The sequence below is a fragment of the Acinetobacter gerneri DSM 14967 = CIP 107464 = MTCC 9824 genome (assembly GCF_000368565.1).
GTDB classification, from domain to species: Bacteria; Pseudomonadota; Gammaproteobacteria; order Pseudomonadales; family Moraxellaceae; genus Acinetobacter; species Acinetobacter gerneri.
On sequence record NZ_KB849537.1, the window covers coordinates 90,365 to 104,940 of the forward strand.

The window sequence follows — 14,576 nt, forward strand, 5'->3', positions numbered from 1 at the left end:
TTTTATATGCATAAAATTGCAGCTAAATGATGAAAATAATTAAAAAAAGTGCACTTTTTTAGTAATACATGATGCTTAATAGCAAATTTTTATAGCCATAATTCATTTACACAACAACATTAAAATACGCAGTCGATTTGACATTATTTATTTTGCTCACAAAAAAGCAGCCCGTAAGCTGCTCTATTGACTAAATCAACAACCGAATAAATGATCAATTATTGATCAATAATATCTGTACCTTTAGGCGGAGTAAAATTGAATGTCGCAGCAGGAATTGCTGGATTCATTTTGACATTATTGAAACGAACATAAGTCGTTTGACCTAAAGAATCTTGCAAGATCATCAAAGTCGGCGCGTTTTTCGCACCAAAACTAATCGTCAAGCTTTGGAATGCACCCTCTTTATTTTTTGGATACAAGGTGTAATAGGTTTTACCCGCATCAGGCTGAGTAATACGATACGTTTTCATGATCTGAGCAGTATTACCTGACAACAACAATGCAGGTGTATTTGCAACTTGATCATCTAAGCTTTGGCGTACTGCTTGTCCCAAATCTGGATCATAGATCCAAACTGTTTTACCTGAAGTTACAATGGTTTGTTTGGCAGGAGAAGTGGTTTGCCAGAAAAATTTACCAGGACGAGCAACTTTCATTGTCCCGTGAAAAGTTTGATTCATGTGCTGTGCAGTCAAACCACGCTTTTGTGTCGCCGCTTTAGGATTGGTTACTTTTGTGGTCTGTTCAAAATTGGCGGTAAAGCTTTGGATACCACTCAATTGTTTAACCAAATTTGATGTTGCAGATTGTTCAGAAGCGGGAGCTGCAAAAACAGTTGTGCTCATAGCAGGCGCAAGCAGTGCTGCACTGATGGCAATAGCACCTATCTTTTTGAGCATAGTCATATTCATCACCTTCATCATTTTATATTTGCACATTTGCAATTTAATTTAGAGTTATCTTAAACCAAAAATAATCGCTAATAATCGAGAAAATAAGATTTTTTGTTTTGTTATGCTTCTAAATGTTGGTTTTCATTCATCATGATGGAGAAATTCCTTCATTCAAAACATAAAAAAACCCACAAAACTGTGGGTCTTTTTTATATCAATTGAATCTTAAACAGTTTCAACAGATACATAGCGACGGCCAAATTGACCTTTCACTTCAAATTTAATTACGCCGTCAGCAGTCGCAAATAATGTATGGTCACGACCCATACCAACATTTGCACCAGCGTGGAATTCTGTACCACGTTGACGAACGATGATGTTACCTGCAACAGCAGCTTGGCCACCGTACATTTTAACACCTAACATTTTAGGGTTTGAATCACGACCGTTACGTGTCGAACCACCGGCTTTTTTGTGAGCCATGTCTCTTACTCCTAGTGATTAGCCTGCAATAGCTGTAATTTTCAACTCAGTGAACCATTGACGGTGACCTTGTTGTTTACGGTAATGTTTACGACGACGCATTTTGATGATGCGGATTTTGTCGTGACGACCATGACCAACCACTTCTGCAGTTACTTTTGCGCCAGCAACAACTGGAGCACCGATTTGAATGCTTTCGCCATTTACAACCATTAATACATCATCAAATGTAATAGTTGCGCCAGTTTCAGCTTTCAATAATTCTACTTTAAGGGTTTCACCCTCAACAACACGGTGCTGTTTACCACCGCTTTGGATTACTGCGTACATAACGTACTCCACTTGCCCGTGTCGTCGTGCCGATAAAGGGACATACCGATCTTAAGACGATCGCCACTGGGGTTATACAAGGGCAAAGATTTTAAGTGAAATTTGATCAAACAACAAGTCATTTCAATTTGATTTTAGCTGTTAAGCCATTTTTATTTGTTTCAAGGCCTTATATTATTGATATTTTCAAGCTTAACTTGAAGATAATGAACATTTTTATAAATCCTAATAACATTTTCAGATAGATTTTTTTCTTTGTTCAGTTAATATAAGCACAAAATAATTCAAGACATATTCACATTTATTCTGTTTCTATGAAATATTGCATTTTGTATGATCTTTTTTGTTTAAAAATTAAGCAAAACACTGTATTTCTGTAAGATGTTTGCGGTATAACGCTACAAAACACAATGTGAATTGTTACACTAAGCAATAAAATTCGTTTTCGTTCGCATTTGCAGAGGACTCCCATCACATGACCATCGACTTTAAGCAAGATATTTTAGCTCCTGTTGCCACAGAATTTGCTGCGATGGATAAACTTATCAATGAAGGGATTAGTTCCAAAGTTGCCTTAGTTATGGCAGTGAGTAAGCATGTCGTAGAAGCTGGCGGGAAACGTATGCGCCCGATCATGTGTCTGCTTGCTGCTCGTGCTTGCGGTGAAACCGATCTGGATCAAGCTCAAAAATTGGCTGCGATCATCGAGATGTTACATACCGCCACTTTGGTTCATGACGATGTCGTTGATGAATCAGGTTTGCGCCGTGGTAAACCGACGGCAAATGCAACTTGGAACAACCAGACTGCCGTTTTAGTCGGTGACTTTTTGATTTCTCGTGCTTTTGACTTACTTGTTGATCTCAACAATATGGTTTTACTCAAAGATTTCTCTACAGGAACCTGCGAGATTGCTGAAGGTGAAGTATTGCAACTACAAGCACAGCACCAACCTGATACTGATGAAGCCACTTATCTAAGCATTATCCACGGTAAAACGTCTCGTTTATTTGAATTGGCGACTGAAGGCGCTGCGATTTTGGCTGGTAAAGAACAATATCGTGAACCATTGAGACTTTTTGCCGGTCATTTTGGTAATGCTTTCCAGATTATTGACGATATTTTGGACTACACATCTGATGCTGAAACATTAGGTAAAAATATTGGTGATGATTTGATGGAAGGTAAACCGACTTTACCTTTAATCTCTGCTTTACAGAACACAACTGGTGAAGATCACGACATTATTCGTCGTAGTATTGCTACTGGTGGTGTGTCTGAACTTGATCGTGTCATTCAAATTGTTCAAAATTCTGGCGCTTTGGATTATTGCCGTCAACGTGCAACCGAAGAAACTGAAACTGCTCTCAAAGCCTTGTTCCAATTGCCAGAGAGCGAATATCGCCATGCCTTGTACAATCTTGCTCAAATGGCATTACATCGAATCCAATAAAAAGTCTAACATTGCTTATGCATATAAATTTCAATGATCTCTTTCTCAAAATGCAAGATCAGCTTGAATCCGTTCAAGCTGATCCAGATGCCAATATTATTATCGAGTTAATTAATAGAATAAGACCAACAGACAGTAGAGATCACCATGAAATTCATGAGAAATTTCAAGCACTGATTCAAGCACTTCTGATTACACCCAACGCCATTTTTAGTTTTAATGGCTATATTCTCAAACTCATGAACCACTATAAGCAAGCCAATTTATATGCTGATAGTGGTATTTTGTCTTTGGATGGTTTTTGGAATCAGCTCGGTCAACGTATCGGCGCGCATTTTTTGCCATTACTTCATGATGATTCAAAACTTGAATCACTGGTTGGACTCGCTTTTCATGATAAAAATGACCAGTATTGGTTAGAAAATATCGAAAAGAGTGATTGGATCCAGCTTTTACAACTGCTTGATCAAAGTCGTAATTTTCAAGAAGCAAAATTGGGTATCAAACGCGAAATGATCAAAGCCATTACGGTTTTGTCTTATCGTATTAGTGGTATTGGTCTTTATCCAGAATTTATCAATGCACAACCTGTTTTACAAGAATATGAATCCCCTTTTCTGGTTCAAAATCGTGAAATTGTAGAATTTATTGAACAATACAAAAAAATACATCGAGAAATAATTTCCCCTCATGAACAAGAAGCGATCGTCGATGCCGATCAAGCTTTGGTCATGATTGAACAATGTCGTGAATTGGTTTTAAAAACACGCCGAGCAGTCCGTCGTATTGGTGTCAGTCTAAGTTTAACTTATTTGCTTTCTTTACTTGAACAATGTCTTGATCGTATCGAATTGTTGATCAATATCATGGTAGAAGAAAACCAAATCCGTTACCAATCAATCTCTGAATTGATCTGTGATTTGGTTGATGCACATTATAGTGAAAATAGTGTACGTGCATTGCTCAGCAATAATAGCGAACTTATCGCCTTACAAGTGACTGAAAATGCAAGTAAAACAGGCGAGCACTATGTAAGCACGGATAAGCAAGGCTTCTTTGGCATGTATAAAGCTGCTGCGGGAGCTGGTGTCATTATCGCCATCATGTCGAGCTTAAAAGTATTAGCTGGACGTTTGGTACTCGCGCCATTGATGCAGGCATTTTTGTACAGCATGAATTATTCTTTGGGTTTTATGCTGATCCATGTGTTGCACTTTACAGTTGCAACCAAACAACCAGCTATGACGGCGGCAGCACTTGCTTCAACTGTTCAGCATCAAAAGGGTTCTAAAAATGCCCAGATTGCTGAACTTGCCTCACTGATTATCAATATTATTCGGACTCAGTTTATTGCGATTTTAGGGAATATTTCCATTGCTATTCCAACAGCAGCATTGATTACACTGCTCTGGCAATGGTTAATGAATGAGCCGCTATTAAGTCATGCCAAAGCCGATGCTCTGTTACATAGTCTCAATCCCTTTACATCTTTGGCTATTTTTCACGCAGCCATTGCAGGTGTCTGTCTATTTTTATCAGGTTTGATCGCTGGTTATTTCGACAATATGGCGGTTTATCGCAAAATAGGTCCTCGACTTAAAGCACATCCAAAATTGAAAATTTGGTTAGGACAAGACAAATTAAACAAATTTTCTAATTATATTGAACGTAATCTAGGCGCTCTCGCGGGTAATTTTCTCTTTGGTATCATGTTAGGTAGCATGGGAACGCTTGGGTTTATCCTTGGCTTGCCAATTGATATTCGTCATATTGCCTTTGCATCAGCGAACTTTATGCAAGGTCTGATCTGTATGAATGGTACACCTGACTTTGGCATCATTTTTGTATCTTTTTTAGGCGTCTTACTGATTGGTTTGACCAACTTATTTGTAAGTTTTACGCTTACTGTAATCGTAGCCTTACGTGCGAGACGCGTACGTTTTGAACAATGGAAACCTTTGGCTAAGCTTGTTCTTACTCATTTTGTCACCCGTCCAATAGATTTTTTCTGGCCGCCTAAACAGCCTGTGGAAATTGATGAAGATCATATTCTTGCGCATAAAGTGAAGAAATAGTCAATTTTGTTATCTTTTGTGCGAAGAATATACATTTTGCCAAAATATATTAATATTAAACGTACATTTATACGTGACTTGAAAAAAAGTGTACTGACAAGTACACTTTAGCACAGAATTTAATCCAGTTTAGCGAGATTAATGACAAGGTCATCCCTATGCCGTATGTTCTCATACTCTTAGGCTGTATTGGACTCGGGTTAAGTTGTTTTGGCTTGCTCAATCCTTGGATGCATAGATTTGATATTTTCTCGGTCACGTGGCTCAGTGCTCATCGACTAGAAATTTTAGATCCAATCGCATTAAGCCTGTCCACTGTTGGAGGATTACCCGCAACGTTAATGATCATAGCGTTATGGTGTATTTACCAAGCTTGGTATAAAAGATATTTAAATATTGCGTTTATTTGCAGTGGTATTTTAGGAAGTGCGAGTGTGGGTTGGGCGCTGAAGTATTTGATTGATCGTCCACGCCCTGATATTCAATATCAGATGGTGCACGTTTATGGTGCATCATTTCCTAGTGCTCACAGTATCTATGCAATGGCATTGGCATGTTTAGTCATGTTTATTTTTTATAAACATTCTTACGCTAAATTGATTATGTCTCTAGCTTGTTTATGGTGGCTGTGTATGGGATTTTCAAGAGTTTATCTTGGTGCTCATTTTCCTACTGATGTACTGGCTGGATGGAGTATTGGCCTTATTTGGATCGCGATTTTAAAGATTTGGATATCGCATAGTGAGTTTGGCAAAACAAAATATTTTTAGATAAAAATCTAAACGAGGTGGAATAATGATGTCGGCAAAGCTCTGGGCACCAGCCCTTACTGCTTGCACATTAGCAACAAGTATCGCACTTGTTGGTTGTAGCAAAGATCCTAAAGCAGGGCAAGACGCAGCTGCTCAGCAAAAAATGCCTCCAACAGAAGTTGGGGTCATTGTTGCGCAACCACAAAGTGTTGAACAGTCTGTTGAACTCTCAGGTAGAACCACAGCTTATCAAATTTCAGAAGTACGCCCTCAAACCAATGGTGTAATTTTGAAACGTTTATTTGCTGAAGGGAGTTATGTTCGCGAAGGTCAGGCTCTATATGAGATTGACTCTAGAACCAACAATGCGAACTTGGACAGTGCTAAAGCAGATTTACTTAATCAACAAGCAAATTTGAATGCGCTTCGTGTAAAAACTAATCGTTATCGTCAATTGATTGGCATCAACGCAGTGTCTAAGCAAGAGTACGATGACCTAGTAGCCCAAGTTAAACAGGGTGAAGCAAGTGTTGCTGCTGCTCAAGCTGCTGTTAAAAATGCACAAATCAACTTAGGTTATTCTACTGTTCGTTCTCCAATTTCTGGTCAATCAGGTCGTTCAAACTTCACTGCTGGTGCTTTAGTTACCGCTAGTCAAGCTGATCCATTGGTAACAGTTCAACAATTAGATCCAATTTACGTTGATATCAATCAATCAAGCTCTGAATTGCTTCGTTTACGTCAACAATTGAGTAAAGGTAGCATTGACCGTAGTAACAATACTAAAGTTCGCTTAAAACTTGATGATGGTAGTTATTATCCAATCGAAGGTAATCTTGCATTTTCTGATGCAAGCGTAAACCAAGATACAGGTACCATCACTGTTCGTGCCGTTTTTGCTAACCCGAACCACTTATTACTTCCGGGTATGTATGCAACTGCTCAGATTGTGCAAGGTGTGATTCCAAGTGCGTATTTAATTCCTCAAATCGCTGTGACACGTACTCCTACTGGTCAAGCATCTGTATTTGTAGTGAATGCTAAAGGTATTTTGGAAACGCGTTTGATTGAAACCTCTGGTACTCAAGGTCAAAACTGGATCGTAACCAAAGGCTTAAATCCGGGTGATAAGATCGTTGTTGATGGCGTTGCTAAGGTTAAAGAAGGTCAGCAAGTTAATGCTAAACCTTATCAACCAAAAGCTGAAGCACCTCAGGGCACTAACCCTGCGGCAGCTCAACAAAAAAATGCGGCTCAACCTGCAGAAAATGCAAAACCACAAACTGAACAAAAAGCTACTTCACATGCATAAGGGGTAGACTGAATGGCTCAATTTTTTATTCATCGCCCCATTTTTGCGTGGGTGATTGCATTAGTTATTATGTTAGCGGGGATTATCTCACTAACAAACATGCCTATTGCTCAATTCCCGACAATTGCACCGCCGAAGATCTCAATTACTGCGAACTATCCGGGTGCATCTGCTGATACTGTTGAAAATACAGTAACTCAGGTCATAGAACAGCAAATGAACGGTCTAGATGGTTTGCGTTATATTAGCTCGCAAAGCTCTGCAAACGGTCAAGCATCTATTGCTGTGAACTTTAACCAAGGTGTAGATGCCAACATTGCGCAAGTACAAGTTCAAAACAAACTTCAAACTGCAATGGCTTCTTTGCCAAATGATGTACAGCGTCAAGGTGTAACCATCCAAAAATCGGGTGCCAGCTTCTTACAAGTTGTAGCATTCTATTCACCAGATGGTTCACTTGATAAAAATGACATTACAGATTATGTAAATGCCAACATCAAAGATCCGCTTAGCCGTGTTGCAGGTGTAGGTGAAGTACAAGTATTTGGTGGTCAATATGCCATGCGTATCTGGCTTGATCCTGCCAAGTTAAATACTTATCAACTCACCCCTGCCGACGTTTCAAGTGCAATCTCAGCACAAAATGCTCAGGTTGCTGTCGGTCAATTAGGTGGTGCGCCTTCTACCCAAGGTCAAGTCATCAATGCGACTGTAAATGCGCAAAGCTTGTTGCAAAAACCAGAACAGTTTGAAAATATTTTCCTTAAAAATTCAACTGATGGCGCACAAGTTCGCATCCGTGATGTCGCTCGTGTTGAATTGGGTTCAGACAACTATCAGTTTGACTCTAAATATAATGGCCATCCTGCTGGTGGTATTGCAATTCGTCTATCTACAGGTGCTAACGCCTTAGATACTGCGAAAAATGTAGAAGCTGCTTTAGAAAAACTTCGTCCAACTTACCCAGCTGGTTTGAAAGATAAAGTTGCTTTCGATAGTACGCCGTTCGTTAAAATTTCAATCGAAAACGTAATTCATACGCTTGTTGAAGCGATTATTCTCGTATTCTTTGTAATGTTCCTGTTCTTACAGAACTGGCGTGCGACTATTATTCCAACATTAGCTGTACCTGTGGTTGTACTCGGTACATTTGCCGTGATCAATCTCTTTGGATTCTCGATCAACACCTTAACCATGTTTGCGATGGTTCTGGCGATTGGTCTTCTGGTCGATGATGCAATCGTCGTCGTGGAAAACGTCGAACGTATCATGCAAGAAGAGCACAGTGATCCTGTTAAGGCAACCGAAGACTCCATGCATCAAATTACGGGTGCTTTGGTGGGTATGACCAGTGTATTGACTGCGGTATTCGTACCAATGGCTTTCTTTGGTGGTACTACTGGGGTTATTTATCGTCAGTTCTCGGTTACTCTTGTAACTGCAATGATTTTATCATTGATCGTAGCAATGACATTTACCCCAGCGCTTTGTGCAACGATCTTGAAACAACATGATCCAAACAAAACTCCTAGCAATAACATCTTTGCACGTTTCTTTAGATGGTTTAACGATAAGTTTGAAAAAACCTCGGTCAAATATCAAAACGGTGTAAACCGCATGACCCACAATAAGTTTTTCTCTGGAATTCTTTATGTGGTTGTTATTGCAGGCTTCCTAGGCGTTTTAAAATTGATGCCTACATCGTTCTTACCTGACGAAGACCAAGGTGTACTCTTTACCTTAGTTCAGTTACCACCGAATGCCTCACTCGAACGAACCAACCAAACCATGGATTCAATCGATAAGTATTTTAGAGGTAAGGAAAAAGATACTGTTGAGGGCGTATTTACAGTTTCAGGCTTCTCATTTACAGGTATGGGTCAAAACCAAGGTCTTGCCTTTATCAACTTGAAAGACTGGAAAGATCGTAAAACAGCAGAATCTAAAATTGGTTCAATTGTTCAACGAGCAATGGCGCTAAATGTAATGGTTAAAGATGCTGCTATGATTTATCCATTACAGCTTCCTGCAATGCCTGAACTTGGTGTCAGCCAAGGGTTTGACTTCATGTTGAAAGATGCTGATGGTCAAGGTCATGAAAAGCTTCTTGCTGCACGTAATGCTATCTTAGGTATGGCTTCTAAAGACAAACGTCTTGCAGCAGTTCGTCCAAATGGTATGGAAGATACTCCGCAATACAAAATCTCAATTGACCAAGCTGCGGCTGGTGCAATGGGTGTGAGTCTTGCTGATATCAATACAACCATGAGTGTTGCTTGGGGTGGTTCATATGTAAATGACTTTATTGACCGCGGTCGTATTAAGAAAGTTTATTTACAAGGTGAATCAAACTCACGCATGATGCCTGAAGATTTAAGTAAGTGGTATGTACGTAACAAGCAAGGTACGATGGTTCCATTCTCTACATTTGCAACTGGTCAATGGGCTTACGGTTCACCTCGTCTAGAACGCTATAACGGCGTTTCTTCAATAAACATCCAAGGTTCTACAGGACAAGGTGCAAGTTCTGGTGATGCAATGCTTGCAATGGAAGAGATTATGCAAAAACTTCCATCTATGGGCTTACCAGGCTTTAGCTATGAATGGACTGGATTATCATTAGAAGAACGTGAAGCTGGTGAACAAGGTGCTGCAATTTACCTTATGTCATTACTTATCGTATTCCTATGTTTGGCAGCACTTTATGAAAGCTGGTCTATCCCTGTATCTGTAATGTTGGTTGTACCATTAGGTCTACTCGGTGCGGTATCATTAACTTATCTCAGTATGATACTCTTAAAAAATCCGAACCTTTCTAATAACATTTACTTTAAGGTGGCAATGATTGCGGTGATTGGTTTGTCCGCGAAAAATGCGATCTTGATTGTAGAGTTTGCGAAAGAGCTTCAGGAAAAAGGTGAAGAACTGTTTGAAGCTACAATGCATGCCGCTAAAATGCGTTTACGTCCAATTGTGATGACAACACTTGCATTTGGTCTAGGTGTATTACCAATGGCAATCTCAAATGGTGCTGGTGCTGGTAGCCAGAACTCAGTGGGTATTGGTGTTATCGGTGGGGTATTAACTTCAACATTCTTAGGGATCTTCTTTATTCCAGTGTTCTTCGTATGGATTCGTAGTATCTTTAAATACAAACCTAAGAATACAAATAATCAGGAGCAAACATCGTGATGCAAAATTTATGGTCTATTACAGGTCGTAGCATTGCGGTATCTGCACTTGCGCTTGCTTTGGCTGCCTGCCAAAGCATGCGTGGGCCAGAACCGGTTGTAAAAGCTGACATTCCAACGAGCTATACGGCGAACGCTTCTGGAACATCTATTGCTGAAGAAGGTTATAAAAACTTCTTCTCTGATCCGCGACTTTTACAAGTTATTGATCTTTCATTAGAAAATAACCGTGATTTACGTGTCGCTGCTTTAAATATCCAAAAAGCTCAGCAACAATACCAAATTACTGAAAATAATCAGTTACCTACGATTGGTGCGAGTGGTAGTGTGCTTCGTCAAGTAAGCCCAACGACTAATCCAAACAATCCATATTCAACTTATCAAGTTGGTCTAGGCGTAACGGCTTATGAGTTGGATTTTTGGGGTCGTGTACGCAGCTTAAAAGACAATGCATTAGACACCTATTTAGCGACTCAAGCTTCACGTGACTCAACTCAAATCAGTTTGGTTGGTCAAGTGACAGAAGCTTGGTTAAATTATGCTTTTGCAAGCTCTCAACTTAGACTTGCAGATCAAACGCTGAAATCACAACTTGATGCCTACAGCCTCAACAAAAAACGTTTTGATGTGGGTATTGATAATGAATTGACAGTACGCCAAGCACAGATTTCTGTAGAAACAGCTCGTAATGATGTAGCGAACTACAAAACTCAAGTTGCTCAAGCACAAAACTTGCTCAATTTACTTGTGGGTCAACCTGTTCCAGAAAACTTATTGCCGAAACAACGTGTAACACGCATTACCAATCAATCAACTTTAAGCGCAGGCTTACCAAGTGATTTATTGAATAATCGTCCAGACGTTAAAACTGCGGAATATCAACTTTCTGCTGCGGGTGCAAACATCGGTGCTGCTAAAGCTCAACTGTTCCCGACCATCAGCTTGACTGGTAATCTAGGTTATGCATCACGTGATTTAAGCGATTTGTTTAAATCAGGTTCGTTCTTGTGGTCTGTTGGTCCAAGTCTAGATGTGCCTATTTTTGACTGGGGTACTCGTCGTGCCAATGTGAAGATTTCTGAAACTGATCAGAAAATCGCACTTGCTAACTACGAAAAATCTATCCAGTCAGCATTCCGTGATGTAAATGATGCATTAGCAACACGTAATAATATTGGTGATCGTCTGTCTGCACAACGTCGTCTAGTTGATGCAACTAATACAGCTTACAAACTTTCAAATGCCCGTTTCCGTGCAGGTATTGATAACTACTTATCTGTACTCGATGCACAGCGTTCTTCTTATTCAGCAGAACAAGGTTTGTTATTGCTTGAACAAGCAGATTTGAACAACCAAGTTGAATTGTATAAAGCACTTGGTGGCGGTGTAAAAGTGAATACTTCTGACAACCATGTCTACCCTGCTTCTACTGAAGACGTGAAGTTCCACGGTGGTCAAAGTTCACAACAACGTGCGCAAAATCAATAAACCGATCTTGTATACGTAGATAAAAAACCCGCTTCGGCGGGTTTTTTTACGACCGAATAAAACAAACAAATTGCTTTCTTTGGCTTTTTTTCATATTGTTAATCGCATAACAACAACACATAGACATCAGAATGCAACTCAGTAATCTCGAATCAATGCCGGGTCACCGCATAATCCAACAATTTGGTCTCGTTTCAGGAAACACCGTACAAAGTAAAGATTTTATCCAAGATGCTTTTGCTGGACTGAAAAATATTATTGGTGGTGAACTCACCGAATACACTGAACTTTTAGAAGAAGCACGCAATGAAGCTATGCAACGCATGATAAAAAAAGCAGCAGAACTCGGTGCAAATGCAATCGTTGGCATCCGTTTTTCAACCGCAAATATTGTGGCTCAAGCCTCAGAGATATTGGTTTATGGTACAGCTGTAAAGGTAGAAGAAATTTAGGAATAAAATAAAAATACTATGATATTTAACTTAGATTTTGAAGATTATTATAAATACACCAAATCAATCCTAAAATTTTTGTTTGGTTGGATGTTTTGGAAAAAACGTGAACAAAAGCATTTAGATCAATTAGAGATTGATGAACAACACTTTTCTAAAATCACAGTCAGCACTCACAAATTTCAAACTTCAGATCAAAAAGGCCAACTTGTAGTGAGCAATATCGCACTCTCTATCGACTACTTTCGGTCTTCTTTAGCACAAATCCCAGAAATGCTCGGGCAACCTTTGGATGGCTATGAAATCGTTGCAGATCGTGCGCGCCGTGAAGTATTGATTCGACTAAAAAAGCAAGCGGCATCCTTGGGTTATGATGAAATTTTAGGACTCAGATTTGAAACATCATCCATCACGGCAAATGGACAAATGCTAGAAGTCATCGCATACGGAACGGCAATTAAGAAAAATAAAAATTAGCTAGGATCTGCTCTGTCAGTACTGATATTTATCTTTGAAATTTTGGGGGATTTGATAATGAGCATCACTATATTTCAATAAAAAGCTCTGCTGTGAATAGTGATGTTTAGACTCTTTGCAATCTTCACTCGTCCCACTCATTTTATATTGATCAATTTTACTTTGTACTTTGATATCGAAATATTGATTCGTTTTGTTCTTTTGCATGATTAAAATAGAATTTCTTTTTTCTATATTTGCATTACAGCGTGTATCTGTTTCCGCAGTGTATTGCTTTACCACTAGACCATCTAGAAATTGTTTTTTATTTTGAAGATCATATAAATTGAGCAAAGTTGTCGAATATGGATTGGGTTGTGAACGACCCATATAATTTGCACGGATGCCGACCAAATTTTTATTTTCTGAAACTGCATAATTCGCCATATCCAATGCAATAGACTCCAATTCAATTGCATCGGAAACTAAGCGATTTTTCACAGGATAAATATCGAGAACGCGAAGTGTTGTAGCATCTAATGTTAAAAAAGTAAGTTGAAAATCACTTGGTTCCTGATCTTGTTCAGTGTCGATTTCCTCTGCATAAGCAATAACAACCTGATTTGGATTATTCGGCAAAACCTTACAAGACAAATAATTTGAATCAAAATGAAGACTAAGATGTTTTTGTTTTAAAAGCTGTTCAATTTGACTTTCACTCGGACAAATCGTGTTTGCAAAACAAAGAGATGAAATTATACACGATAAAAAAATACCGATTTTGAATCTCATTTTTTGCTTTGCATACATGAAATATACTCAACTCAGCTCAAATCAGGAAAATGGCTTGATCCTTATTTGACTTTCATTTTCCGAATCATTTTATACAAAGTACTTGGCGAAAAACGTGAAACTAAAACACCTAGTTTTTCTTTTTTGCCACCGATCACGATAAATTCTTCACCATTCGCCAAAGCTTTTATGGCTTGCTGAGCAAATTCGCCTGCTTTAAGTCCATTGGCAGTTGCATCATTATCATAACCTTGTGCTTTACCTTCTCCATTTAAAGCATTGATCGATACATTGGTTTTGACAAAGCCCGGAAAAATCACTGAAACATTTACGCCCTGATCAGCAACTTCAGCACGCAAACTGTTCGCCCACATGTGAATCGCTGCTTTTGCCGCAGAATATGAAGCACGATATTGCGTACCCAATAAACCAGCAACACTTGATACAAACACAATACGACCTGATTTTTGCTTTAAGAAAGTCGGTAAAACAGTCTTGGTCAAAAAGACTTGAGAAAAATAATCCACTTCCATGATCGTACGTTCTGTCAGCATGGTTGTTTCACTAATCAAAGCACGCTGACTCAGTCCTGCATTATTGATCAAAAGGTCAATTCGCCCTTTCTTTGCCAACACTTGCTCATAGGCATGCATAACTTGTGATTCGTCAGTGATATCCATCGCAATTGAAATATGTCTGTCAGCATTGAGTAAGCCCACTCTTACATTTTCAAGCTCATCAAAACGACGGGCACTTAAAATCACTTCTGCACCTTGCAATGCAAATTCGGCAGCCAAAGCCTTACCTAAACCAGAAGAAGCACCTGTTACCCAAACAACTTTATTTTCAATACTTTCCATGAATATAATCCCGCAAATCGTTTTTAAAATTTGATG

Annotated in this window: 13 protein-coding genes; 8 read left to right on the forward strand and 5 right to left on the reverse strand. The window is 39.1% G+C overall.

The window, feature by feature from the left end:
• Positions 1-218: 218 nt before the first annotated feature.
• From lolA to rplU, 3 genes are all read right to left on the reverse strand, one after another.
• On the reverse strand, positions 219-908 hold the full coding sequence (gene lolA, locus F960_RS02185) for an outer membrane lipoprotein periplasmic chaperone LolA (protein WP_004856884.1): 690 nt from the start codon (positions 906-908) through the stop codon (positions 219-221).
• Positions 909-1,121: 213 nt separating this feature from the next.
• Positions 1,122-1,379, reverse strand: a complete 258-nt coding sequence (gene rpmA, locus F960_RS02190) for a 50S ribosomal protein L27 (RefSeq protein WP_004856887.1) — start codon at positions 1,377-1,379, stop codon at positions 1,122-1,124.
• A gap of 18 nt (positions 1,380-1,397) precedes the next feature.
• Positions 1,398-1,709 (reverse strand): 50S ribosomal protein L21, encoded by a 312-nt coding sequence (gene rplU / locus F960_RS02195; protein ID WP_004828211.1) that lies wholly within the window; start codon positions 1,707-1,709, stop codon positions 1,398-1,400.
• A 475-nt stretch (positions 1,710-2,184) separates the two neighbouring features.
• Here rplU and sdsA point away from each other — a divergent pair, with 475 nt between their 5' ends.
• The 8 genes from sdsA (at position 2,185) to F960_RS02235 (ending at position 12,909) form a co-directional block, all read left to right on the forward strand.
• Complete coding sequence (sdsA, locus tag F960_RS02200) at positions 2,185-3,162, forward strand: All-trans-nonaprenyl-diphosphate synthase (RefSeq protein ID WP_004856891.1); 978 nt, start codon at positions 2,185-2,187, stop codon at positions 3,160-3,162.
• Positions 3,163-3,179: 17 nt separating this feature from the next.
• The gene (locus tag F960_RS02205) at positions 3,180-5,237 is read left to right on the forward strand and encodes a site-specific recombinase (protein ID WP_004856894.1); all 2,058 of its coding nucleotides are present in this window, start codon (positions 3,180-3,182) and stop codon (positions 5,235-5,237) included.
• A 158-nt stretch (positions 5,238-5,395) separates the two neighbouring features.
• A complete protein-coding gene (locus F960_RS02210) occupies positions 5,396-6,007 on the forward strand; it encodes a phosphatase PAP2 family protein (RefSeq protein WP_004856897.1) in 612 nt (203 codons plus the stop codon).
• 25 nt (positions 6,008-6,032) lie between these two features.
• Entirely contained in the window at positions 6,033-7,301 is a 1,269-nt protein-coding gene (locus F960_RS02215; RefSeq protein ID WP_004856901.1) for an efflux RND transporter periplasmic adaptor subunit, read from the forward strand.
• 12 nt (positions 7,302-7,313) lie between these two features.
• On the forward strand, positions 7,314-10,493 hold the full coding sequence (locus F960_RS02220; RefSeq protein WP_004856904.1) for an efflux RND transporter permease subunit: 3,180 nt from the start codon (positions 7,314-7,316) through the stop codon (positions 10,491-10,493).
• Positions 10,493-11,980 carry a multidrug efflux RND transporter AdeIJK outer membrane channel subunit AdeK gene (gene adeK, locus F960_RS02225; protein ID WP_004856906.1) on the forward strand — a complete coding sequence of 496 codons (1,488 nt, stop codon included), beginning with the start codon at positions 10,493-10,495 and terminating at the stop codon, positions 11,978-11,980. Before F960_RS02220 ends, adeK begins: the two co-directional genes overlap by 1 nt.
• A 131-nt stretch (positions 11,981-12,111) precedes the next feature.
• Positions 12,112-12,432, forward strand: coding sequence for a YbjQ family protein (locus F960_RS02230; RefSeq protein ID WP_004856909.1), 321 nt, complete (start codon positions 12,112-12,114; stop codon positions 12,430-12,432).
• Between the two features lie 18 nt (positions 12,433-12,450).
• Positions 12,451-12,909 (forward strand): YbjQ family protein, encoded by a 459-nt coding sequence (locus F960_RS02235; RefSeq protein WP_004856912.1) that lies wholly within the window; start codon positions 12,451-12,453, stop codon positions 12,907-12,909.
• A gap of 15 nt (positions 12,910-12,924) precedes the next feature.
• On the opposite strand, the gene F960_RS02240 is transcribed toward F960_RS02235, so the two are convergent.
• Positions 12,925-13,680, reverse strand: a complete 756-nt coding sequence (locus F960_RS02240) for a PA3715 family protein (RefSeq protein ID WP_154650716.1) — start codon at positions 13,678-13,680, stop codon at positions 12,925-12,927.
• A 62-nt stretch (positions 13,681-13,742) separates the two neighbouring features.
• Positions 13,743-14,540, reverse strand: coding sequence for an SDR family NAD(P)-dependent oxidoreductase (locus F960_RS02245; protein WP_004856922.1), 798 nt, complete (start codon positions 14,538-14,540; stop codon positions 13,743-13,745).
• Between the last annotated feature and the right edge of the window lie 36 nt (positions 14,541-14,576).

Excerpts from the sequence above, each read along its gene's own strand:
- rplU (WP_004828211.1), bottom strand. The coding sequence starts at position 1,709 with ATGTACGCAGTAATCCAAAGCGGTGGTAAACAGCACCGTGTTGTTGAG.
- adeK (WP_004856906.1), top strand. The coding sequence starts at position 10,493 with ATGCAAAATTTATGGTCTATTACAGGTCGTAGCATTGCGGTATCTGCA.
- F960_RS02215 (WP_004856901.1), top strand. The coding sequence starts at position 6,033 with ATGATGTCGGCAAAGCTCTGGGCACCAGCCCTTACTGCTTGCACATTA.
- lolA (WP_004856884.1), bottom strand. The coding sequence starts at position 908 with ATGACTATGCTCAAAAAGATAGGTGCTATTGCCATCAGTGCAGCACTG.
- F960_RS02220 (WP_004856904.1), top strand. The coding sequence starts at position 7,314 with ATGGCTCAATTTTTTATTCATCGCCCCATTTTTGCGTGGGTGATTGCA.
- F960_RS02230 (WP_004856909.1), top strand. The coding sequence starts at position 12,112 with ATGCAACTCAGTAATCTCGAATCAATGCCGGGTCACCGCATAATCCAA.
- F960_RS02205 (WP_004856894.1), top strand. The coding sequence starts at position 3,180 with ATGCATATAAATTTCAATGATCTCTTTCTCAAAATGCAAGATCAGCTT.
- F960_RS02240 (WP_154650716.1), bottom strand. The coding sequence starts at position 13,680 with ATGAGATTCAAAATCGGTATTTTTTTATCGTGTATAATTTCATCTCTT.
- rpmA (WP_004856887.1), bottom strand. The coding sequence starts at position 1,379 with ATGGCTCACAAAAAAGCCGGTGGTTCGACACGTAACGGTCGTGATTCA.
- sdsA (WP_004856891.1), top strand. The coding sequence starts at position 2,185 with ATGACCATCGACTTTAAGCAAGATATTTTAGCTCCTGTTGCCACAGAA.
- F960_RS02235 (WP_004856912.1), top strand. The coding sequence starts at position 12,451 with ATGATATTTAACTTAGATTTTGAAGATTATTATAAATACACCAAATCA.
- F960_RS02210 (WP_004856897.1), top strand. The coding sequence starts at position 5,396 with ATGCCGTATGTTCTCATACTCTTAGGCTGTATTGGACTCGGGTTAAGT.
- F960_RS02245 (WP_004856922.1), bottom strand. The coding sequence starts at position 14,540 with ATGGAAAGTATTGAAAATAAAGTTGTTTGGGTAACAGGTGCTTCTTCT.